General features: G+C 38.9%; 22 protein-coding genes and 1 other annotated feature. Of the genes, 7 read left to right on the top strand and 15 right to left on the bottom strand.

Annotated features, from left to right (window positions below; genetic code table 11):
- Positions 1-76: 76 nt before the first annotated feature.
- From coaE to ybeY, 5 genes are read right to left on the bottom strand one after another with little or no spacing between them, the layout of a single operon-like run.
- Positions 77-670 carry a dephospho-CoA kinase gene (gene coaE / locus AC3E9F_RS02610; protein WP_263393700.1) on the bottom strand — a complete coding sequence of 198 codons (594 nt, stop codon included), beginning with the start codon at positions 668-670 and terminating at the stop codon, positions 77-79.
- Positions 670-1,494: a DNA-formamidopyrimidine glycosylase gene (mutM, locus tag AC3E9F_RS02605; protein WP_263393701.1), complete on the bottom strand. Its 825-nt coding sequence runs from the start codon at positions 1,492-1,494 to the stop codon at positions 670-672. Before mutM ends, coaE begins: the two co-directional genes overlap by 1 nt.
- Positions 1,495-1,542: 48 nt before the next feature.
- The gene (era, locus tag AC3E9F_RS02600; protein ID WP_263393702.1) at positions 1,543-2,442 is read right to left on the bottom strand and encodes a GTPase Era; all 900 of its coding nucleotides are present in this window, start codon (positions 2,440-2,442) and stop codon (positions 1,543-1,545) included.
- 17 nt (positions 2,443-2,459) lie between these two features.
- On the bottom strand, positions 2,460-2,855 hold the full coding sequence (locus AC3E9F_RS02595) for a diacylglycerol kinase family protein (RefSeq protein WP_263393703.1): 396 nt from the start codon (positions 2,853-2,855) through the stop codon (positions 2,460-2,462).
- Positions 2,836-3,333: an rRNA maturation RNase YbeY gene (gene ybeY, locus AC3E9F_RS02590; RefSeq protein WP_263393704.1), complete on the bottom strand. Its 498-nt coding sequence runs from the start codon at positions 3,331-3,333 to the stop codon at positions 2,836-2,838. Before ybeY ends, AC3E9F_RS02595 begins: the two co-directional genes overlap by 20 nt.
- 104 nt (positions 3,334-3,437) lie before the next feature.
- Here ybeY and AC3E9F_RS02585 point away from each other — a divergent pair, with 104 nt between their 5' ends.
- Positions 3,438-5,090 carry an Rqc2 family fibronectin-binding protein gene (locus AC3E9F_RS02585; protein ID WP_263393705.1) on the top strand — a complete coding sequence of 551 codons (1,653 nt, stop codon included), beginning with the start codon at positions 3,438-3,440 and terminating at the stop codon, positions 5,088-5,090.
- Positions 5,091-5,152: 62 nt separating this feature from the next.
- A complete protein-coding gene (locus AC3E9F_RS02580) occupies positions 5,153-6,004 on the top strand; it encodes a YitT family protein (RefSeq protein ID WP_263393706.1) in 852 nt (283 codons plus the stop codon).
- A gap of 70 nt (positions 6,005-6,074) precedes the next feature.
- On the opposite strand, the gene nox is transcribed toward AC3E9F_RS02580, so the two are convergent.
- Positions 6,075-7,454: a H2O-forming NADH oxidase gene (gene nox, locus AC3E9F_RS02575; protein ID WP_263393707.1), complete on the bottom strand. Its 1,380-nt coding sequence runs from the start codon at positions 7,452-7,454 to the stop codon at positions 6,075-6,077.
- Between the two features lie 318 nt (positions 7,455-7,772).
- On the opposite strand from nox, the gene AC3E9F_RS02570 reads away from it, so the two are divergent.
- The 3 genes from AC3E9F_RS02570 to AC3E9F_RS02560 are packed head-to-tail and all read left to right on the top strand — an operon-like array spanning position 7,773 to position 10,588.
- The gene (locus AC3E9F_RS02570) at positions 7,773-8,693 is read left to right on the top strand and encodes an FAD:protein FMN transferase (RefSeq protein WP_263393708.1); all 921 of its coding nucleotides are present in this window, start codon (positions 7,773-7,775) and stop codon (positions 8,691-8,693) included.
- A 33-nt stretch (positions 8,694-8,726) separates the two neighbouring features.
- Complete coding sequence (locus AC3E9F_RS02565) at positions 8,727-9,332, top strand: NADPH-dependent FMN reductase (protein ID WP_004252640.1); 606 nt, start codon at positions 8,727-8,729, stop codon at positions 9,330-9,332.
- Positions 9,333-9,349: 17 nt separating this feature from the next.
- A complete protein-coding gene (locus AC3E9F_RS02560; RefSeq protein ID WP_254804293.1) occupies positions 9,350-10,588 on the top strand; it encodes an NAD(P)H-dependent oxidoreductase in 1,239 nt (412 codons plus the stop codon).
- An 83-nt stretch (positions 10,589-10,671) separates the two neighbouring features.
- Here AC3E9F_RS02560 and AC3E9F_RS02555 read toward each other — a convergent pair whose 3' ends face one another.
- The 5 genes from AC3E9F_RS02555 to rplJ all read right to left on the bottom strand — a co-directional run bounded on the left by AC3E9F_RS02555 (position 10,672) and on the right by rplJ (position 15,643).
- The gene (locus tag AC3E9F_RS02555; protein WP_263393709.1) at positions 10,672-10,929 is read right to left on the bottom strand and encodes a DUF896 family protein; all 258 of its coding nucleotides are present in this window, start codon (positions 10,927-10,929) and stop codon (positions 10,672-10,674) included.
- A gap of 21 nt (positions 10,930-10,950) precedes the next feature.
- Positions 10,951-12,987 carry a glycine--tRNA ligase subunit beta gene (gene glyS, locus AC3E9F_RS02550; RefSeq protein WP_263393710.1) on the bottom strand — a complete coding sequence of 679 codons (2,037 nt, stop codon included), beginning with the start codon at positions 12,985-12,987 and terminating at the stop codon, positions 10,951-10,953.
- Positions 12,988-13,198: 211 nt separating this feature from the next.
- Positions 13,199-14,116, bottom strand: coding sequence for a glycine--tRNA ligase subunit alpha (gene glyQ / locus AC3E9F_RS02545; RefSeq protein ID WP_000038760.1), 918 nt, complete (start codon positions 14,114-14,116; stop codon positions 13,199-13,201).
- A gap of 583 nt (positions 14,117-14,699) precedes the next feature.
- Positions 14,700-15,068 carry a 50S ribosomal protein L7/L12 gene (gene rplL / locus AC3E9F_RS02540; RefSeq protein ID WP_001196964.1) on the bottom strand — a complete coding sequence of 123 codons (369 nt, stop codon included), beginning with the start codon at positions 15,066-15,068 and terminating at the stop codon, positions 14,700-14,702.
- Positions 15,069-15,142: 74 nt separating this feature from the next.
- Positions 15,143-15,643, bottom strand: coding sequence for a 50S ribosomal protein L10 (gene rplJ, locus AC3E9F_RS02535; RefSeq protein WP_049530475.1), 501 nt, complete (start codon positions 15,641-15,643; stop codon positions 15,143-15,145).
- A gap of 38 nt (positions 15,644-15,681) precedes the next feature.
- Positions 15,682-15,817: a sequence feature (ribosomal protein L10 leader region), on the bottom strand.
- A gap of 639 nt (positions 15,818-16,456) precedes the next feature.
- On the opposite strand from rplJ, the gene AC3E9F_RS02530 reads away from it, so the two are divergent.
- Both AC3E9F_RS02530 and AC3E9F_RS02525 read left to right on the top strand, forming a co-directional pair.
- A complete protein-coding gene (locus AC3E9F_RS02530; RefSeq protein ID WP_263393711.1) occupies positions 16,457-16,984 on the top strand; it encodes a hypothetical protein in 528 nt (175 codons plus the stop codon).
- A gap of 10 nt (positions 16,985-16,994) precedes the next feature.
- A complete protein-coding gene (locus tag AC3E9F_RS02525) occupies positions 16,995-17,510 on the top strand; it encodes a transcription repressor NadR (RefSeq protein WP_263393712.1) in 516 nt (171 codons plus the stop codon).
- Here the strand turns inward: AC3E9F_RS02525 and AC3E9F_RS02520 are convergent.
- The 4 genes from AC3E9F_RS02520 to uvrB all read right to left on the bottom strand — a co-directional run bounded on the left by AC3E9F_RS02520 (position 17,507) and on the right by uvrB (position 20,993).
- Complete coding sequence (locus tag AC3E9F_RS02520) at positions 17,507-17,974, bottom strand: 8-oxo-dGTP diphosphatase (RefSeq protein WP_214262048.1); 468 nt, start codon at positions 17,972-17,974, stop codon at positions 17,507-17,509. The genes AC3E9F_RS02525 and AC3E9F_RS02520 overlap by 4 nt on opposite strands.
- Positions 17,975-17,986: 12 nt before the next feature.
- Complete coding sequence (locus AC3E9F_RS02515; RefSeq protein WP_214262049.1) at positions 17,987-18,427, bottom strand: hypothetical protein; 441 nt, start codon at positions 18,425-18,427, stop codon at positions 17,987-17,989.
- A gap of 2 nt (positions 18,428-18,429) precedes the next feature.
- Positions 18,430-18,657, bottom strand: a complete 228-nt coding sequence (locus tag AC3E9F_RS02510; RefSeq protein ID WP_263393713.1) for a hypothetical protein — start codon at positions 18,655-18,657, stop codon at positions 18,430-18,432.
- A gap of 347 nt (positions 18,658-19,004) precedes the next feature.
- Positions 19,005-20,993, bottom strand: coding sequence for an excinuclease ABC subunit UvrB (uvrB, locus tag AC3E9F_RS02505; RefSeq protein ID WP_490672773.1), 1,989 nt, complete (start codon positions 20,991-20,993; stop codon positions 19,005-19,007).
- Positions 20,994-21,131: the final 138 nt, after the last annotated feature.

Raw genomic sequence — 21,131 nt, 5'->3', positions numbered from 1 at the left:
TTTGTATTTGATACTATTTCAATCTAAGATGATTTGAACAAACAATACCAAAATTCTCCTTCCTAACAATGTTAATTTATAGACACATTTCTTCAAGCAACTGAACTACTTGAGCTATCAACTGTTCCTGATTTCCATTATTATCTAGACTGTGACTAGACAGACTAATTTTTCTTTCTATAGGCCATTGAGAGTTTAAACGGGATTCAGCTGCTTCTTTTGAAATTTGGTCCCGTTTCATTAATCGCTCCAATTGAACATCACGATTTACATAGACTAGCCAAGTTTCATCAAACCATGAAGCATAGTCTTGCTCAAAAAGTAGGGGGATATCCATGAAAAAGAGAACTTCTGTCCGAGCAAACTGATTTCGTAATGCAGCTAACTCCTCACGAATAATCTCACCTTGGGTTCTCTTAGACCATTCTTGCTCTTCAGGATTTGAAAAAATAAGGCTAGCAAGTAAGGGGCGATTCAGTTCACCATTTTCAAGAAGGATTTTCTCCCCAAAATGCTCCACTAAAACCTGATAGAGTCGTCCACCAGGTTTTTGTAGTTGGTGGACGACTGCATCCGCATCTACAACTTGAAACCCTTTTTGTCTTAAAAATTCTGTGACAGTGGACTTACCTGACGCAATACCACCAGTAATTCCGATTATTTTTCCCATCACTTCCTCCTTTGACACTTAGGACAAAAGTGAGTTCCACGACCACCTAGTTGAATCTTTTCGATGATGGTTTCACAACGCGAACAAGCTTGACCTGCCTTGTCGTATACTTGATGGAATTCCTGCATGGTGCCATCTTCTCCAAATGCATTGGTATAAGTACGAATTGTTGAACCACCCTTTTCAACCGCCTGACCTAAAACATTGATCGTTTCATCATGGACTTTTCTAGCCTCTTGTGCAGTTAAACTATTAGAGGTTCTAGAAGGATGGACTTTCGCTCTCCAAAGAACTTCATCAACATAGATATTTCCTAATCCTGCAACCAAAGTCTGGTCGAGAAGATGCGATTTGATTGGTTTTTTAGATTTTTTCAAGGCTAGTTTAAAACTTCCTAAATCAAAATCCTGCTCAGTGGGTTCCGGACCAAGTTTTTTTGAAATAAAGTAAGCTTCTAAAAGCTCAGGAGCAAGCAACTCCATAGTTCCGAACTTACGGACATCCTCATAGACTAAAGTCCCGCCATCCTCAAAATGAATCAAAACATGGGCATGCTTACGTTCGGGAACTTCATCAGGATAATAAAAATATTTCCCTTCCATTCTCAGATGTGAAATCAAGACCTTGCCTGTCAGATAAAAAAGCAAATATTTCCCACGGCGCCCCATGGCCTGAATGACTTGACCAGGCAATTCCTTCCGAAATTGATCCAAATCTGTCTTAATCATCTTGGGATAACGAATATCAATAGTTGAAATCTTCTTGCCAAGAATCAATTTTTCCAATCCTCGTCGGACAGTTTCAACTTCTGGTAATTCAGGCATAACTCCTCCTTCTCTAAAAACAAGAAGCAGGCTACAGCCCACCTCTTCTTAATATTCTTTTTCGTTGTAACCAAAATCGGCAAGATCTAATTTCTTATCGCGCCAATTTTTCTTAACCTTGACCCATGTTTCTAGGAAGACCTTGTCTCCTAGCATGAGTTCGATATCTTTACGAGCCATGGTTCCAATTTTCTTGAGCATGGCACCGCCTTTACCGATGACAATCCCTTTTTGGCTGTCACGCTCGACCATAATGGTTGCTCGGATATGAACCTTGTCTGTCTCTTCATCTCGTTTCATAGAATCAACCACTACTGCAACTGAATGTGGAATTTCCTCACGTGTTAAGTGTAACACTTTTTCACGAATCATCTCTGATACTAGGAAACGTTCTGGGTGATCGGTGATTTGATCTGACGGGAAATATTGGAAACCTTCTTCTAAGTTTTCGCTCAAAATATCAATCAAACGCGAAACATTATTTCCTTGAAGGGCTGAAATCGGAACAATTTCCTTAAAGTCCATCTGATTACAGAAATCATCGATTTGAGCCAAAAGTTGGTCTGGGTGCACCTTGTCAATCTTGTTGACCACTAGAATCACAGGAACCTTAGCTACTTTAAGACGTTCGATGATCATATCGTCACCCTTCCCACGTGGTTCATCTGCTGGCACCATAAAGAGAACCGTATCGACTTCCCGAAGAGTGCTATAGGCTGACTCCACCATGAAATCTCCAAGGGCAGTCTTAGGCTTATGAATCCCTGGGGTATCGATAAAGACGATTTGTTCCTTATCCGTGGTGTAGATTCCCATAATCTTGTTGCGCGTCGTCTGCGCCTTATCACTCATGATGGCAATCTTTTGCCCCATGACATGATTCAAAAAAGTTGACTTCCCGACGTTAGGACGTCCTAAAATGGCTACAAAACCTGATTTAAATGTCATAGTTACCTCTATAATGTTTAAAATAGCAAATCCCAAATCCTAGGGATGAAAATGATAAGTCCAGTCACTGCAGCAAATAAAGACACAACAAGAACTGCACCTGCAGCCATGTCTTTAGCCTTCTTTGCAAGCATATCGAAGTGATAATGGCTAGCCAAATCCACTACATTTTCAATAGCAGAATTCAAAATCTCAAAAGCAATTACTAAAAAAATGCTTAATAGGAGAAAGAGCCATTCAATTCTGGAAACTTGAAAAACAATGCCTGCAAGTAGAACTAAGAGAGAAGTCACTGCATGCTTTCTCATATTACGCTCTTCTTTTACGGCAGTAAAAATACCTGTCAGGGCAAAATCTAAACTTGAGAGCAAGTCACGATTCTTCCATTTTCGTTTATTGTCTTGTGAGTCCATAGGCTGTTAAAATTTCTTCTTGTAAACCGAACATCTCCGCTTCTTCTTCCGGAGTGTAGTGATCATAACCGTTTATGTGTAAAAAACCGTGCACAGCTAAAAAGCCCATTTCACGTTCGAAACTATGACCGTACTCTTCAGCTTGCTCATGCGCTTTATCAATTGAAATGAATAACTCGCCGATATAAGAATCAATTTCTGACATCATTTCTGCTAAGTCAGGATCTTCTGCCAAATCCTCTTCATCAAAGGTAATCTCTAATTCAGGTTTGTATTCAAGGCTAATAACATCTGTTGGACGGTCAGTAGCACGAAACTCTAAATTGAGTTCATGACTGCGTTCATTGGTCACAAAAGTGACTGCCATCTCCTTGTCTTCTTTTCCAATTTTTTTAGCAGCAAATTCCAAAATTTCTTGAGTTTGCTTTAAAATTTCTTTAGAAACCTGACCAGTTTCATCTACCATTTCAATATACATGCGTTTCTCGATTCTCTTTACTTGGCTTTATTATACCATATTTCTATGATTTTATTCTACCTTTTTGATATAATACTATGGAATACATTCACAAGGAGAGAACGATGTCATTTGATGGATTTTTTTTACACCACATGGTTGAGGAATTGCGTACCGAATTACTAAATGGTCGCATTCAAAAGATCAATCAACCCTTTGAACAAGAATTGGTCCTACAAATCCGTAGCAATCGCCAAAGTCATCGTCTGCTCCTGTCTGCTCATCCTGTTTTTGGACGCATCCAGTTGACAGAAACGACCTTTGAAAATCCTGCTCAACCTTCTACTTTTATCATGGTTTTAAGGAAATATTTACAGGGTGCTGTTATCGAATCTATTGAGCAGATTGAAAATGATAGAATCGTTGAAATCACTGTTTCTAACAAGAACGAGATTGGTGATGATATTCAGGCAACACTGATCATTGAGATTATGGGGAAACATAGTAATATTCTCCTCGTAGACAAGTCTAGCAACAAAATTCTTGAGGTGATTAAACATATTGGTTTCTCTCAAAATAGTTACCGGACGCTCCTACCTGGAGCTACATACATAGCTCCACCAAGTACAGAAGCTCTAAACCCCTTTACTATCAAAGATGAAAAACTCTTTGAAATACTACAAACACAGGAACTGAAGGCAAAAAATCTTCAGACTCTCTTTCAAGGATTAGGTCGTGATACGGCAAACGAATTGGAAACATTATTGGTCAGTGATAAACTCTCCAATTTCCGTAACTTTTTTAAACAAGAAACTAAACCTTGCTTAACGGATAAATCATTCTCTTGTGTACCATTTTCCAATAAATTAGACGTAGATTTTTCAAGCCTTTCTCAACTACTTGATGTCTATTACAAAGACAAAGCCGAACGTGATCGGGTGAAGCAACAGGCTAGCGAACTCATTCGCCGAGTTGAAAATGAACTGCAAAAGAATCGTCAAAAGCTTAAGAAGCAAGAAAAAGAACTGCTTGCTACTGAAAATGCTGAGGAATTCCGACAAAAAGGTGAGTTGCTAACGACTTTTCTACATCAAGTTCCAAATGACCAAGACCAAGTCGTCTTAGACAATTATTACACCAATCAGCCAATTACAATCTCGCTTGATAAGGCCTTAACACCTAGCCAAAATGCTCAAAAGTATTTTAAGCGATATCAGAAGTTAAAAGAGGCTGTTAAATATCTAACCGAACTAATCGAAGAAACAAAATCTACTATTCTTTATCTGGAAAGCGTGGAGACAGTTCTCAACCAAGCTGGACTCGATGAAATTGCTGAAATTCGTGAAGAATTAATTCAAACTGGCTTCATTAGAAGACGGCAGCGAGAGAAAATTCAAAAACGTAAAAAGCCAGAGAAATATCTGGCTAGTGACGGTAAAACCATTATTCTCGTTGGACGAAACAATCTTCAAAACGAAGAATTAACCTTTAAGATGGCACGAAAAGATGAACTTTGGTTCCACGCTAAGGATATTCCAGGAAGCCACGTCGTCATCTCAGGTAACCTGAATCCCTCTGATGAAGTCAAGACGGATGCTGCTGAACTTGCCGCCTACTATTCGAAAGCGCGCCTTTCAAATCTTGTTCAAGTGGATATGATTGAGGTTAAAAAACTAAATAAACCAACTGGTGGAAAACCTGGTTTTGTCACCTATACAGGACAAAAAACCTTACGTGTCACACCAGATTCCGAGAAAATTCAATCTATGAAAATCTGATTTTAGCACTATTCTAAAACTCTTACTACTTCACTTTTGCACAAAAATAGGAGGGGAGCTCAATGCTACGGCATATTAAATCAACTATCACTATTATATTCGGAGCTGCTATCTTCGCCTTCGGACTTACTTATTTTGTTGTTCCACATCACTTGTTTGAGGGTGGAGCAACGGGGATAACCTTGATTACTTACTATCTCTTTAATATCCCTATCTCACTGATGAACCTCTTGATAAATATCCCACTCTTCCTGCTAGCTTGGAGGATATTTGGACTAAGATCACTATACTCCAGTTTACTTGGAACTATTTCCCTATCTGTCTGGTTAGCTATCTTTGAAAAGATTCCTCTTCAGTTTAACCTTGAAGGAGATCTCGTTGTAGTGGCTTTAGTAGCCGGTGTCCTCCTAGGAGTTGGACTCGGTATTATTTTCAACGCAGGGGGAACAACTGGTGGAACTGATATTGTCGCTCGTATCCTTAATAAATACACCAATATTTCAGTCGGCAAGTTGCTTTTTGGACTTGATTTTCTGATTCTAATGTTGATTTTAATCATCTTCCAAGACCTTCGCCTCGTAACCTATACTCTCTTATTTGACTTTATCGTTTCAAGAGTCATTGACCTAATCGGTGAGGGTGGATATGCCGGTAAAGGATTTATGATTATCACTCAAAAACCGATGGAATTAGCCGATAAAATCAACGAAGAACTTGGTCGCGGCGTTACCTTTATCTCAGGACAAGGCTACTACAGTCAAAGAGATTTAAAAATTGTCTACTGCATTGTCGCAAGAAATGAAATTGTGAAGATGAAAGAGATGATTCATACAATTGATCCGATGGCTTTTATCACTATAACGGAAGCTCACGAAATCCTTGGTGAAGGTTTTACCTACCCAGCAAAAGACTAAGTCCCTTATATTTAAAACAAAAAAGTAACTTCAATCGTTGAAGTTACTTTTTTTATTGTCATATCATCAATTATTTTTCTGCTGTAAGTGCAGCCATTGTGATGTAGTTGTATGGTTTATTGAAGTGTGGCAAGAAGAATAGGTCTGTCAATGCCAATTTATCAATTGTAACGTGTTCTTGGATAGCAAGTGAGAACATGTGAATTCCCATGCTAATTGCTGAATCACGAGATACCATTTGTGCACCAAGGATTTCACGGCTGTCTTTATCAAAAACAATCTTAATAGCTACTTCATAGTTGTCATGCTTCATAAATTCTGGTTTTTGAAGATCATTGAAGCCAGTTTCAGTTGCATTGTAACCTGCAGCTTTTGCTTTTTCGAGTGTCAAACCAGTTGAAACCATGTGAAGACCATAGATAGAAATACCATTTGATCCTTGAACACCGATTCCTTCAAGTTCATGTCCACAAGCGTTGAAAGCACCTACGATACCTGTACGTACAGCGTTTGAAGCAAGTGCGATGTAGCTAGTGTCTTTACGAGCATTGTCATAAACAGTCGCACAGTCACCAACAGCGTATACACCTGGAATTGAAGTTTCTTGTTTCTTGTCTACAAGGAAGGCACCGTTACGGAAGAGTTCAATCTTACCGTCAGCAAGAGCAGTGTTTGGACGGAAACCAACTGCAAGGACAACCATATCCACATCAAATGTTTCTTTGTCAGTTACCAAACGTTCAACCTTACCATCACCTTCGATAGCTTTTACAGTTTGACCAAGTGCCAAGCGGATGTTGTGGTCTTCCAAGTTTTTAGCCATCATTTGAGTGAAGTCTTTGTCGTAGTAACCGTTCAATACAGTATCAACGATATCAACAAGTACAACTTCTTTTCCAAGACGTTCGAAAGCTTCAGCAAGTTCAACACCGATGTATCCACCACCGACAACAGCGATACGCTCAAGGTGTTGGCTCTTGTCAGCAAGTTTGTTGATAACTTCTTCAGCATTTTGGTACAATTTAACGAATTGTACGTTTTCAAGAGTTGCTTTGAACTCACGGTTACCTTTAACGATTTCAACACCTTCGATTGGTGGCAAGATTGGAGTTGAACCAGTAGCGAAGATCAATTTATCATAAGATTCTTTGTGTTCTTTACCGTCAACTTCTGCAGTAACAACTTTGTTGTCGTAGTCGATTGAAAGAACTGGTGAGTTCATATAAACTTTAGCACCTTTTGCTTCCAATTTTTCTTTGTCAGAGTAGAACAAACCTTCAGGTCCGTCAATTTGTTCACCGATCCAAAGTGCCATTCCGCATCCAAGGAATGAAATGTTTGAGTTTTGGTCAAATACAACGATTTCGTTTTCGTTTCCAAAATTATCCAACATAGTGTTGATACATGCAGTTCCAGCGTGGTTAGCACCCACAACTACGATTTTACTCATAAGATAAATCCTACCTTTATTTTTTTATTTACCTTTCAAGTATACCATTATCTGTGAACGTTTTCAAGACTTTTGACTAGTTTGATGCTATTTAAGAAAGTTTTTGAAAGATATATTAATTTGTTTTCAAAGGGTCCTCATTGATTTGGAGGTGTTTTTAATTTTTTAAGCATATTTCTTGACTTTTTGTAAAAAATGATTTGTGAAAACGCTGACTTTATGATATTCTATTTATATGGAAATAAATTATAAATTCTTAATTTCTTATTCATTCAAGATTTGTAGCTATTTCCGAGTGATTTGAAGGGAGCTGATTCTTTGCCTCTTAGTTCATTATCTGAGAGATTAATGGGAACTACGATTACTATTTCCTTAGTACATGAACAAGCCGATAATCTTCTCCGTCAAGCTTTTGATTTGCTCAAGGAACTTGAATTCCGCTTCAATGCTAACAGTACTGAATCCGAATTAATGGAAATTAACTATCAGGCAGGTATTGCCCCAGTTAAGGTCCACACTGATTTATTTGAACTGATTTCATTAGGTCTAGAACACAGTCTAGCACCTAAAAGTCATCTCAATATTAGTATCGGGCCTTTGGTTCAAACCTGGCGTATTGGTTTTTCCGATGCAAAGGTTGCAAGCCCTGAAGAAATTGCTTCAGTCTTACCACTAATAGACCCTCATTTTATTAGACTCGATTCAATCAATTCTACGGTTTTCCTAGAAAAAAAGGGAATGAAAATTGACTTAGGCTGTTTAGCAAAGGGATACAGTGCAGATAAGGTTGCTGCTTTCTTGAAAGAAAATGGCGTCACTTCTGCTCTTATCAATCTTGGAGGAAACATCCTCACAATTGGGAACAACCAATCAAAAGATGGACGTCCGTGGCAAATCGGTATTCAAGACCCAAATAATCCACGAGGTAATCACCTGATGACCTTGTCTATTACTGGAAAATCAGTTGTTACATCTGGGATTTATGAACGACATCTTGAAATCAACGGCAAGGATTATCATCACATTTTTGATAGTGAGACAGGTTATCCCATTGAAACGGATTTAGCCAGTTTAACCATTGTATCTGACCGCTCAGTCGACGGTGAGATATGGACCACTCGTTTGTTTGGAGAGCGAAGCGCCTCTATTATGTGGCAAGTCGAAAATATTGATGGTATCGAAGCCATCCTCATTGACAAAGATGGACGCTTAGCTTGTTCATCTGGTATCCAACGGTAATTAATTAATAATGCAAAAGAGAAAGGAAAGCCCATGCTTAAACTTATTGCTATTGTAGGAACAAACTCAAAACGTTCCACAAACCGCCAACTGCTTCAATATATGCAGAAACACTTTGCTGACAAAGCAGAAATCGAATTGGTAGAAATTAAAGATCTGCCTGTATTTAACAAACCAGCTGACAAACAAATCCCAGCTGAAGCTACGGAAATCGCTGCTAAAATCGAAGCTGCTGATGGAGTTATTATCGGTACACCTGAATACGATCACTCAATCCCAGCTGTTCTTATGAGCGCTCTTGCTTGGATTTCATATGGTGTATTCCCGCTTTTGAACAAACCTGTCATGATTACAGGTGCTTCATATGGTACACTCGGTTCATCACGTGCTCAATTGCAACTTCGTCAAATTCTTAATGCTCCTGAAATCAAAGCTAATGTTCTCCCAGATGAATTCTTGCTTTCACATTCTCTTCAAGCATTTGATCAAAATGGTGACTTGGTAGATCTTGATGTCATCAAGAAATTGGATGCCATCTTTGATGACTTCCGTATCTTTGTTAAAGTTACTGAGAAATTGCGTAACGCACAAGAACTTCTTCGCAAAGATGCTGAAGATTTTGATTGGGAAAATTTGTAAGATAGGAGATCGAAAGAATGAAATTTGTTGGACTTGTTGGATCAAACTATGATCAATCATATAACCGCAAACTCTTGGAGTTCATCCGCCGTCAGTTTAAATTTAAATTTGAACTAGAAGTTTTGGAAATCGATGAAGTTCCAATGTTTAACCAAGACGAAAAATGGGACGAGAGCTTCCAGTTGCGCCTTCTTTACAACAAAATTACTCGAGCTGATGGTGTGATTATTGCTACTCCAGAGCACAACCACACGATTTCTGCTTCACTTAAGTCAGTCCTTGAATGGCTTTCATACGAAGTTCATCCATTTGAAAACAAACCAGTTATGATCGTGGGTGCTTCATATTATGACCAAGGTACTTCACGTGCTCAAGTTCACCTTCGTAAAATTCTTGATGCACCAGGAGTAAATGCCTACACATTACCAGGTAATGAATTCCTTCTTGGAAAAGCCAAAGAAGCTTTTGATGCAAACGGAAATATTATTAACGAAGGAACTGTTAAATTCCTTGAAACTTGCTTAGATAACTTTGTCAAATACGTAGGAGTCGTATCTAATTTGAAAAAACCAAAACCAATTGAACCAGAAGATTTGGATTGTGGAAAACCAATTGCCACAACTATTACAGAAGTTGACCCTGATGATCCAGAATGGGTAGAAAAAGTTGCAGAAATCACAGGAGCTGTATCTGGTGATACATACGTTAAACTTGACCATGGTATCCTTACAGTTAATCAAATCGATATGTTCTTGAAAGCTATGCCTTTTGAATTGACATATGCTGATGACAACAACCAATTCCTCTACTACAACAATGCTCACCAAGATCCAGAAACAATGTTTGCGAAACGTGTACCACCTCAATCTGGTAGCCGTATGTCTACAGTTCACGGTTCACTTCCACCTGCACGTATGAAAAACGTTGAGTGGGTTATTGGTACGCTTCGCAATGGCAACCAAGAATACGTACGTACAATTGTTCCTGGTTCACCTGCAGGTGTTATCAATACTCACAACTACCAAGCTATGTACTATCCTGATGGATCATATGCTGGTATCAATGAAATTGTCTTTAACTTCCAACCATGGCTTGACTGGTACTTGAAAGAAACTGGTCAACGTTTGGTAGGCGGTAGCGGACCTTTCGCTCCTGCTGCAGGTCATGGTGATGCAGATGCTACTTCTGGCGCTTCTGACTCAGCCGATGGCGGCCACGGTGGTGGCGCAGATGCTACTTCTGGTGCTAGTAACTAATAACTAACAAAAAGGAACCATTTTGGGTTCCTTTTTTATAATAGAAATCTCGGTTCGCACACACAAACCGAGAATTTTTTTATTTATGAATTCGGATCATCAAGACTACGACCGTGTAAACCTTTTTCTCGCTGCACTTGACGAAGTTTTTCAGGAGTCACATCATTACCAGCTTCATCCACGATTTTAATTCCTTCAACGTGGTGACGAACTGCTCGACGATATCCCTCAATGTATTCTTCACGAAGTTGGGCTTGTTCTACTTTTTCTTCCGCAGTCAAACCTTCTGTTTTTTTCTTTTTAGCAAGCTCATTAATACGAGCGATTTTTTCTGGTGTCATATTTGGACCTCCAATTTATTTTTATTTTGTATTGAGAAGATTGAAAGCAGCCACTGTTTTTGCTTTATTAACAAGTTCAGTTAGGATAGCTAAACGGTTGTTCTTCACATCAACATCTTCTGCCATAACCATGGTATTGTCAAAGAATGCATCAATTACTGGACTAAGAGCAAATAGTTGCGTTAATTTATCACTAGCTGAACCTTGCAATTCAAGACTTTCTACTGCTTGAGCAAGTTCTTTTTCTTGTTCATTTTCAAAAAGACTTGCATCGACTTTAACCAAACCATCTGCTTTTTCAGCTAAATTAAAGGCACGAGATAAAGACTCAACTGATGATTTGTAATCTTCAGTTTTCGCAGCTTCTGAAAGAGCTTCTGCTGCTTCAATCATATCAGAGACAACAAAGTTTGAACTTGCGAGAACAGCTTCTTTGATATCTTTTGCAGTAGAACCCATCATCTTATCAACACGAGCTTTAATGAAGTTAAGCACTTCTTCTTGATTATCATAAGTTAGACTTTCAAATGATAAGGCATAAAGGCTCGCAATCAATTCGTCCATTGGAATCTTCCAACCAAAGTCTTCCAAGATTCGAACAATCCCTTGTGTTGCACGACGAAGGGCATAAGGGTCGTTTGAACCAGATGGAATCAAACCAACAGAGAAGAAAGATAAGAGAGTATCTAATTTATCAGCTAGTGCAAGGATAGCACCAACTTTAGACTCAGGAAGGGCTCCGTCAGCTGAATCTGGAAGATAGTGCTCACGAATAGCTTGTGCTACTGCCGCATTTTCACCAGCGAGAAGCGCATATTTCTCACCCATGATCCCTTGAAGCTCATCAAATTCACCAACCATACCGGTTAAGAGGTCAAATTTATAAATGGCTGCAGCACGAGCAAGATCAATAGATTCATCAACTGATAGACCAGCTTTTTCAGCTAGAAGGATCGCAATTTGCCCTGTACGAATCATGTGTTCACGAAGAGAACCAATCTTTTCATGGAAGGTAACGTGTGAAAGTTTAGCAACTAAATCTTCAATCTTGAGTTTTTGGTCTTCACGCCAGAAGAATTCTCCATCTTCCAAACGAGCAACCAAAACTTTCTCATTTCCTCGAATGACATTTTCCAAGTGTTCAGCATTTCCGTTACGAACTGAAATGAAGTTTGGTTTTAGATTTCCTTTAAGATCACGGACTACAAAGTAGCGTTGATGAGTTTCCATTGAAGTAACCAAAACTTCTTCTGGAACCTCTAGGTATTTAGGGTCAAAATTACCCATAAAAGCGGTTGGATATTCAACCAGATTCAAAACTTCATTCAAAAGTCCCTCATCAACCTGAACTTGAACACCTTCTGATGCTTCAATAGCCTTGATTTGTTCACGAATCATATTTTCGCGTTCAATACTGTCAGCAATGACATAGACTTTTCGTAAATCCTCTTCGTAACTATCAGCATGACGAATTTCCACTTCATGTCCAAGGAAACGATGTCCACGGCTCACTCTGCCTGAATGAATATCTAAGAAGTCCATATCAAGAGCTTCATCATCCAAAAGGACTATCAAAGTATGGACAGGACGAATGTATTCAAAGGTATTATTTGCCCAGTGCATACTTACTGGGAAGCTAAGGCTAGCCAATACTTCTGGAATCCCTGTCAACACTTCCTCAGCAGGTTTTCCAGCTTCATGCTTGGTTACATAGACATATTCTTCACCTTTAATTTCACGGAATTCAATATCATCAACTGTCAAGCCTTTTCCACGGACGAATCCTTGAGCTGCTTTAGAAAAGTTCCCTTCTGCATCCAAGGCGATTTTCTTAGAAGGTCCTTTAAAATCTTCAGTCAAATCCGTTTGTTGGTCTGCTAAACCAAGTACACGAACAGCCAAACGACGTGGAGTTGAGAAAGTTTGAATCCCTTCGTATGAAAGGCGATTTTCATCCAAGAAAGCTGCCATTTTTTCACCTAGTTGTTTTTCACTTGGTGTGACAACGTAGGCTGGCAACTCTTCAAGTCCAAGTTCTACTAATAAATTTTTTGTCATGTTTTTTCCTTTACACAATTAATGTCTTTAACAAGATCTTTTGTAGTGGGGGACGCAAGCAAACCTTCGGTTTCATTGCTAACTGTCAAGCCTTAAGTCTCGTCAGTTCCCCAGTCGGATAAGAAACTTCTTATCCGACTTTCACTACAGCGGTCTTGTTTTATTTAGCGACCTACGGTCGACTTTCAGTCATTTATTCCTGTAATTCTATCTATTCTTCCTCTTCTGCTAGGAGTTTTGCACGGGTTGCTTCGTCTAGCAGTGGGTAACCGAGTTTCTTACGCTCTGCTACGAAGGTTTTGGCTACGACACGGGCCAAGTTACGGATGCGGGCAATGTAGCCAGCACGTTCTGTAACAGATACAGCACCACGAGCGTCTAGCAAGTTGAAGGTATGAGAACATTTCAAAACGTAGTCATAAGCAGGGTGAACAAGACCCAATTCCAGAGCACGTCCTGCTTCTTTTTCAAATTTCTCAAAGTTTTCAAGCAACATATCTTGGTCTGAAACTTCAAAGCTGTATTTTGAGTGCTCATATTCTGGTTGAAGGAAGATTTCTCCGTATTTAACACCTGGAGCCCACTCAATATCATAAACAGAATCTACTTCTTGGATGTAAGAAGCTAAACGCTCTAAACCATAAGTAACCTCAGCAGTTACAGGACCAGTTGCCAAGCCACCGACCTGTTGGAAATAAGTAAACTGTGTGATTTCCATACCGTCAAGCCAAACTTCCCAACCAAGACCTGCAGATCCAGTTGATGGGTTTTCCCAGTTATCTTCAACGAAACGAATATCGTGTTCCAATGGATTGATGCCCAATTTTTCCAATGACTCAAGGTAAAGTTCTTGAATGTTTGATGGTGATGGTTTCATGACCACTTGGAATTGGTGGTGTTGGTAGAGACGGTTTGGGTTTTCCCCATAACGACCGTCTGCTGGACGACGTGATGGCTCTACATAAGCCGCATTCCATGGCTCAGGACCAATAGCACGAAGAAAAGTATACGGACTCATTGTACCTGCACCCTTTTCATTATCATAAGCCTGCATCAGCATACAACCCTGGTCATTCCAGTATTGTTGCAAAGTCAAGATAATCTCTTGAAAGGTTAGTTTTTTAGACATTATTTACTCCTTTATTATAAATTATTGCGACATGAGTCTGCCTCGTCGATTATACGAGGCAAGACGAGTTAGTACTGCGTCTAGCTCAGGCACCCTAGTGCTGAGCGTGGGGCAGTCCGACTGTAAGGAGGTCTTTGCCACTGACGCAGTGGAAAGTAAATTTTTTAGACATGTTTTACTCCTTTTTTTAATTCTTGAGACTTTGGATACAAAAAGAACCGAGTCTTTGCTCCTAAGTCTGCGACCTAGGGGCGTCAAAAACGCGGTTCCACCCTAATTTATTACTTCATTATTTTTAAAAAATATACCAAAAGCGCCACCCTTATCTCTCAACCACCTGACTCTCACTATCTCAGGCTCGCTTGGGATTTACCGATAAGATATTCTTTCTTGTAGTTTATTATAACAAAATGAAATTAAAAAGTAAATTTTTTTTATAAGGAATCTTTTCTAAATGATATAAAATAGACATACCAATTCGACATCGTTTCCCTTTTTGCCCCTTGTTGAACAAAATGAAAAACCGCTACTCCTAAGAATAGCGGTTTAATCATGTTTTTAAGCTACTAATGTAGTTACTCTATTATTTAAGAGTAACTGAAGCTCCAGCTTCTTCCAATTTAGCTTTGATTTCTTCAGCTTCTGCAGTTGGAACGCCTTCTTTGATGACACCTGGTGCACCATCAACAAGTTCTTTAGCTTCTTTAAGTCCAAGACCAGTGATTTCACGTACAACTTTGATAACGCCAACTTTTTTGTCACCAGCAGCTGTCAATTCAACGTCAAATGAGTCTTTAGCAGCACCAGCGTCAGCAGCACCAGCTGCAGCAACAGCTACAGGAGCAGCTGCAGTTACACCAAATTCTTCTTCGATAGCTTTTACAAGGTCGTTCAATTCAAGGATTGAAGCTTCTTTAATTTCAGCAATAATGTTTTCAATGTTCAATGCCATTGTTATTTCCTCCAAATATGTTTAAATTTAATTTTGTTATCTTTTGTAGCTAGGCTACGCTGCGTAGCTTAAGATTAAGCTGCGTCTTCTTTGTTGTCTGCAACCGCTTTGACTGCAAGAGCAACGTTGCGCACTGGCGCTTGAAGTACAGAAAGGAGCATAGAAAGGAGTCCTTCGCGGTTTGGAAGAGTTGCAAGAGCAACGATTTCTTCTTTAGATGCGACAGCGCCTTCGATTGCACCACCTTTGATTTCAAGTGCGTCAGCGTTTTTAGCAAAGTCGTTCAAGATTTTCGCTGGAGCGATAACATCTTCGTTAGAAAATGCTACTGCAGATGGTCCAACAAAAACAGATGCAAGATCTTCAAGACCAGCTTTTTCAGCTGCACGACGTAAGATTGAGTTTTTAATAACTTTATACTCAACTTCGCTTCCACGAAGCTCACGACGAAGAACTGTATCTTGTTCAACTGTCAAACCACGAGCGTCAACAACGACGATTGATGCAGCAGCTTTCATTTTCTCAGCTACTACGTCAACTAGTTCCGCTTTCTTAGCAATAATTGCTTCACTCATTAGTGTGTTCACCTCCGTAATTATTTTGCTTGGGGAATTTTTCCAAAAGAAAAACGCGCCCAAACCTAGACACGAAAGTACAATACGCTTCTTTTTACATGATACGTTTTGTCCTCGGTAGGATATTTATGAGTCTAGCTCCCCTACTGTCTTAGGCAGTTTTTTCAAACCGTTTATAAGTATACCATATCTGTCATTTCAAAGCAAGTCTTTTTCTGAAAAATTTTTTAATATTTATTTGTCCTTCTTCTGCTGCTTTTTTTAAAGAAAATACTTAGATTTTTCACTGAATAGAAAGAATTGGAACTAAGTTAGTATAGATTAAGAGTGCGTGAAAGGATAACATTAGTAGATAAAACATAAATGGTGTGTAGTGCGTGTTCTGAATAGTCTGGCTATTTTTATGACCGTCTATAAAAATAGATAATGACAAAAAAAGCAAGGTGATTCCATAAATAATACTAATATGTAGAAATATTTCCTCAATAACACTAAAAAAGAGAAAACCAAAAATGGGTATACTGAAAACCATTAGTGCTATCGATCCAAAAGTAATTTTAATGAGGGAGATCAGCAAGAAACTATAGGCTGTAAACGTAGTAAATGTCGATACTATTATTCCTGTTTTTTTCTGTTTGGCTAAATAATGAATAACAAAAATCGGATATACAATATCAATCATCTTAACTCTCCATTTACTAAGATACTTTACTATAGTTTAACTATTTTTCTTCAGAAATGCAATTTACTCCTTGACTAGTGTAAAATTTTAGTGTACTATACAACTGTATATACAGATAAAAAGGAGTTATTATGAATACACAAAAGAAAACCCAATTCATGACCGTAACCGCATTATTGACAGCTATCGCTATCCTCATCCCCATAATCATGCCCTTTAAACTAGTTATCCCCCCGGCTTCTTACACACTAGGAAGTCACGTAGCCATTTTTATTGCTATGTTTCTCTCGCCATGGATGGCTATCTTTGTAATCGTAGCTTCAAGTATTGGCTTCCTTTTAGCGGGTTACCCAATTGTCATCGTCCTTCGAGCTCTCTCTCATATCTTCTTTGGTACTCTTGGAGCTTTCTATCTTCAAAAACATCCTCAAACCTTAGATAATCCTAAATCTTCTTTGATTTTTAACTTTGTACTCGGTTTAGTTCACGCTGTTGCTGAAGTGTTGGCTTGTATCATCTTTTACGCTAGTACAGGAACAGACCTAAAAAATATGTTCTATGTCTTGTTTGTATTAGTTGGCTTTGGTACAATTATTCATAGTATGATAGACTATTACCTAGCATTAGCTGTTTATAAAGCACTAAAAAAACGCCATTAAGAAAGAGACTATGACAAACAATAGGAAAGAAACCCTTTTACAACTGTTGAAAGAATCCCAAAAACCTCTAAACGGCCAAAGTTTAGCTGAACATTTTCATGTCACTCGCCAGATTATTGTTCAGGACATTGCTGTGCTTCGTGCAGATGGTGCTCCTATCTTATCAACCAATCGTGGCTATATTTATAAGGAAAGTAAATCAAATCCTTATGTACATAAACTGTTTAAAGTTAAACACGGAGAAGAAGATATGGAGCAAGAACTCCTTGCCATTGTTGATAATGGTGGAAGAGTTCAAAATATCCAGATTGATCATCCTGTTTACGGAGAAATCGAAACCCTTCTCAAGTTGAGTTGTAGACGAGATGTCGAGCATTTCTTAAACCAAGTCAAGACCTCAGACTTTAGACCCTTATCTGAATTAACAGATGGCGTCCATTATCATTTGATTGAAGCAGAAAATAAACAAGACCTTCTCTATATCGAGAAAGCCTTGGACAAGTTAGGGTATTTGGTAAAGGATTAAAAAGTTTTCTTTTCCCATCCGTCTTCTGTACGACGACGGTAGAAAAATTCCGACTTGTCAGGTGCTTCCATCATTTCCATCAAGGGTAACATATCATAGGCCAGATTCAAATTTGGAATCTGGTCTTTTTGTACCCAGTAAACTTCTCCTTCATCTGAGGAACGAAGGGTACCTGAGAACTCAGTCGCCTTATAACAAAAGACAATATAACGCTCTCCTGTATCTAAGGGCCAATTTTTAATGCCGACAAGTTGAGGATTTTGGATTGTCAGACCTGTTTCCTCGTATATTTCACGAATAACTGACTCTGCAAAAGCCTCTCCATCTTCAACATGGCCTCCTGGAAAAGCATAACCAGACCAGCGATTGCTTTCGGGTGAACGATACTGCATGACTACGCGCTGCTTTTCAAGGTCTTCAATCATACAAATATTGGTAAGAATAGTTAATTGCGCTCGAGACATAGGACTCACTTTCTAATAATAATTTTCTATCTTGTACTTAATTTTAGACTTCATAATCAAAGGATTAATCAAGTCGTGATATTCACGAATATCATCAAGAAAAAAACCCCTATTAATTCTTATCTCTTTGTCTTTACTATTAACTTGATAGTCTATACTGATAGGTATGGATGAGTCTGGAATGAAAGATAGGAAAAAGAATATCATTAACCAGATTAAAAGAGCGAAAAATCCACTGAGAGCTTGAAAAATCAGATGATGCCATTGAAAAATCCTCGTTTTATAAAAGATGGTCCACGGCTGAATAAATAAGGTTAGGCAGAGGCCAAAGAACCAGATATTCCATAAAATTGGTGTAAAAGCTAAACCAAACAATCCTAAGATAAAATGAATCAGTACAAATACCAGGCACGAAAGGTAAATTACCCTAAATACAGTCAGATGTTTCAGCATGATTAACTCCTTTTCTTTTTAATATATTTGGAAATTAAAATAATCAAAGCAGCTACTAGGAAGAAGATGATATAAGTAAGAATAGGAAACCAGATGTAGCGGTGATCTAGGGATAAGAGAGAAGGCAGAAGGCCCTTACTATTTTTCCCACCAACTCCTAAAAATAGATGGACTATCAAACCGATACTATTAAGATAGATAAATAAATCCGCATATCTTTTTATTGTCATCTTTGTCCTTGACAAGTCTAGGAACCAATAGTCAAAGAATTGATATACCAGGCAAAAAAGATTTATATATATTGGAAAACTATAGTTGATATCTCTGTATGGTGAAGGAATAGGAAGACTTTCAAAAATTAGATTCAAACTTAGTCCTATTGCTAGGATAAGACCGAGGATCAAGAAGAATCCTAAAAATTTATGAGAATCTAGCCAAAGATGAAAACTTTCTTTCATTGAGAGATTCTTTTTTGTATTTGAATTTCTTTTATTCATTTTTTCCATTTTCTTCATATATAGACAACTGACAGAATGACATAGCAATTTGGCTAATTAAACTAGACTGAAGAGTCTACTCAATCCAATGCCTTCACTTCCAACATCATATCGCGAATCTGTGCTGCCAGTTCAAAGTCAAGCACTTCTACAGCTTCTTGCATTTGCTTTTCCAGTTTCTTGACCAGTTCTTTACGTTCTTGTTTGTTAAGGCTATTGATATCGACTTCCTTGTCCTCTTCCTTAGCAACTGCCTTGGTTACAGAAATCAGGTCACGGATTTCTTTTTTAATAGTTTGTGGAATAATACCATGTTCTTCATTATAAGCCATCTGGATTTTACGGCGACGAGCTGTTTCATCAATCGCACGTTGCATAGACTGCGTCATAGTGTCCGCATACATAATCACATGCCCTTCACTATTACGGGCAGCACGACCAATGGTCTGAATCAGTCCACGCTCGTTACGAAGGAAACCTTCTTTATCGGCATCGAGAATAGCAACTAGACTAACTTCTGGCACGTCAATTCCCTCACGAAGGAGGTTAATCCCAACCAAGACATCAAAGACTCCCAAGCGCAGGTCACGAATAATCTCCGTACGTTCCAAGGTCTTGATATCCGAGTGCATGTATTTGACCTTAATCCCCATTTCTTTGAAGTAGTCGGTCAAGTCTTCTGCCATTTTCTTGGTCAAGGTTGTAATAAAGGTACGTTGGTTCTTTTCAACACGGGCATTGATTTCACCTAAAAGATCATCGATTTGTCCCATAGTTGGACGGACTTCAACTTCTGGATCCAAAAGACCAGTTGGACGAATGATTTGTTCAATTACGGTGTCGGTTTGTTCCATCTCATAATCGCCGGGTGTCGCTGAAACGTAGACAATCTGATGAACATGACTTTCAAATTCTTCACGACGAAGGGGACGATTGTCTAGGGCAGACGGCAGACGGAAACCATAATTCACTAACATTTCCTTACGAGAACGGTCACCATTGTACATGCCCTTGATTTGCCCCATAGTCATGTGACTCTCATCAATCATAATCAGGAAATCATCAGGGAAGAAATCAAGAAGAGTATAAGGAGGCTCTCCTTCACTTCGACCATCCATATGACGTGAGTAGTTTTCAACGCCGTTTGTATAACCCATCTCGCAAAGCATCTCAATATCGTACTCTGTTCGTTGTTTCAAGCGTTGAGCTTCCAGCAGTTTACCTTCCTTCTCAAAGATAGCTAACTGCTCCTCCAACTCAGCCTCAATCTTAGCAATAGCTACTTCCATGTGGTCATCATTGGTCACAAAGTGAGTCGCCGGGAAAATCGCCAAATGATCCACTTCTCCCAGAACTTGACCAGTTAGAGCTTCGACTTCACGAATACGGTCTATCTCATCTCCGAAAAACTCAACACGAAAGGCATGCTCATCACGAGAGGCTGGGAAAATCTCCACTACATCCCCACGTACACGGAATCTCCCCCGCTGAAAATCAATGTCGTTACGTTCAAACTGGATATCAACCAGGTCGTTAAGCAGTTTATCTCGAGAAATCTCAAGACCTGGACGCAAACTTACCACGCTATCTGCATATTCCTTAGGTGAACCCAAACCATAGATACAAGAAACAGATGCCACAATGATAACATCATTACGCTCTAACAAAGCTGATGTTGCTGAGTGACGAAGCTTGTCAATTTCATCATTGACCGAACTATCTTTTTCTATATAAGTATCACTTGAAGGCACATAAGCTTCAGGCTGGTAGTAATCATAGTAAGACACAAAGTACTCGACAGCATTTTCCGGGAAAAATTCCTTGAACTCTCCATAAAGCTGACCAGCAAGTGTCTTATTATGGGCGATGACCAGGGTCGGCTTATTGACCTGGGCAATGACCTGGCTCATGGTATAGGTCTTCCCCGTACCAGTTGCTCCCATCAGAATTTGGGCCTTTTCTCCGCCCTCGATATTATCCACCAACTGCTCAATGGCCTGCGGTTGGTCCCCAGATGGTTGGTATTTGGATACCAGTTTAAATTTGTTATCAGTAATTCGATTTATCATAAAAGCCTCATACACATATTCTATCCTTCTATTTTACCATAAAAAGGAGATACTTTCTGATTCTCAATTTTAGCAATTTATTAAATCTATGTCATATCTTCTGACATAGAAATATAAAATATTTGCCGGATTTAATTT

This window comes from Streptococcus sp. SCPM-O-B-15277 (M60), assembly GCF_058200335.1.
The sequence above is the reverse complement of the archived record's forward strand: the minus strand, read 5'-3'. Positions and strand labels throughout refer to the sequence as shown.

Excerpts from the sequence above, each read along its gene's own strand:
- mutM (WP_263393701.1), bottom strand. The coding sequence starts at position 1,494 with ATGCCTGAATTACCAGAAGTTGAAACTGTCCGACGAGGATTGGAAAAA.
- AC3E9F_RS02510 (WP_263393713.1), bottom strand. The coding sequence starts at position 18,657 with ATGACAATAAAAAGATATGCGGATTTATTTATCTATCTTAATAGTATC.
- AC3E9F_RS02585 (WP_263393705.1), top strand. The coding sequence starts at position 3,438 with ATGTCATTTGATGGATTTTTTTTACACCACATGGTTGAGGAATTGCGT.
- AC3E9F_RS02530 (WP_263393711.1), top strand. The coding sequence starts at position 16,457 with ATGAATACACAAAAGAAAACCCAATTCATGACCGTAACCGCATTATTG.
- uvrB (WP_490672773.1), bottom strand. The coding sequence starts at position 20,993 with ATGATAAATCGAATTACTGATAACAAATTTAAACTGGTATCCAAATAC.
- AC3E9F_RS02580 (WP_263393706.1), top strand. The coding sequence starts at position 5,153 with ATGCTACGGCATATTAAATCAACTATCACTATTATATTCGGAGCTGCT.
- AC3E9F_RS02520 (WP_214262048.1), bottom strand. The coding sequence starts at position 17,974 with ATGTCTCGAGCGCAATTAACTATTCTTACCAATATTTGTATGATTGAA.
- rplJ (WP_049530475.1), bottom strand. The coding sequence starts at position 15,643 with ATGAGTGAAGCAATTATTGCTAAGAAAGCGGAACTAGTTGACGTAGTA.
- nox (WP_263393707.1), bottom strand. The coding sequence starts at position 7,454 with ATGAGTAAAATCGTAGTTGTGGGTGCTAACCACGCTGGAACTGCATGT.
- rplL (WP_001196964.1), bottom strand. The coding sequence starts at position 15,068 with ATGGCATTGAACATTGAAAACATTATTGCTGAAATTAAAGAAGCTTCA.
- AC3E9F_RS02515 (WP_214262049.1), bottom strand. The coding sequence starts at position 18,427 with ATGCTGAAACATCTGACTGTATTTAGGGTAATTTACCTTTCGTGCCTG.
- AC3E9F_RS02595 (WP_263393703.1), bottom strand. The coding sequence starts at position 2,855 with ATGGACTCACAAGACAATAAACGAAAATGGAAGAATCGTGACTTGCTC.
- AC3E9F_RS02525 (WP_263393712.1), top strand. The coding sequence starts at position 16,995 with ATGACAAACAATAGGAAAGAAACCCTTTTACAACTGTTGAAAGAATCC.
- era (WP_263393702.1), bottom strand. The coding sequence starts at position 2,442 with ATGACATTTAAATCAGGTTTTGTAGCCATTTTAGGACGTCCTAACGTC.
- glyQ (WP_000038760.1), bottom strand. The coding sequence starts at position 14,116 with ATGTCTAAAAAACTAACCTTTCAAGAGATTATCTTGACTTTGCAACAA.
- coaE (WP_263393700.1), bottom strand. The coding sequence starts at position 670 with ATGGGAAAAATAATCGGAATTACTGGTGGTATTGCGTCAGGTAAGTCC.
- AC3E9F_RS02560 (WP_254804293.1), top strand. The coding sequence starts at position 9,350 with ATGAAATTTGTTGGACTTGTTGGATCAAACTATGATCAATCATATAAC.
- glyS (WP_263393710.1), bottom strand. The coding sequence starts at position 12,987 with ATGACAAAAAATTTATTAGTAGAACTTGGACTTGAAGAGTTGCCAGCC.
- AC3E9F_RS02565 (WP_004252640.1), top strand. The coding sequence starts at position 8,727 with ATGCTTAAACTTATTGCTATTGTAGGAACAAACTCAAAACGTTCCACA.
- ybeY (WP_263393704.1), bottom strand. The coding sequence starts at position 3,333 with ATGTATATTGAAATGGTAGATGAAACTGGTCAGGTTTCTAAAGAAATT.
- AC3E9F_RS02555 (WP_263393709.1), bottom strand. The coding sequence starts at position 10,929 with ATGACACCAGAAAAAATCGCTCGTATTAATGAGCTTGCTAAAAAGAAA.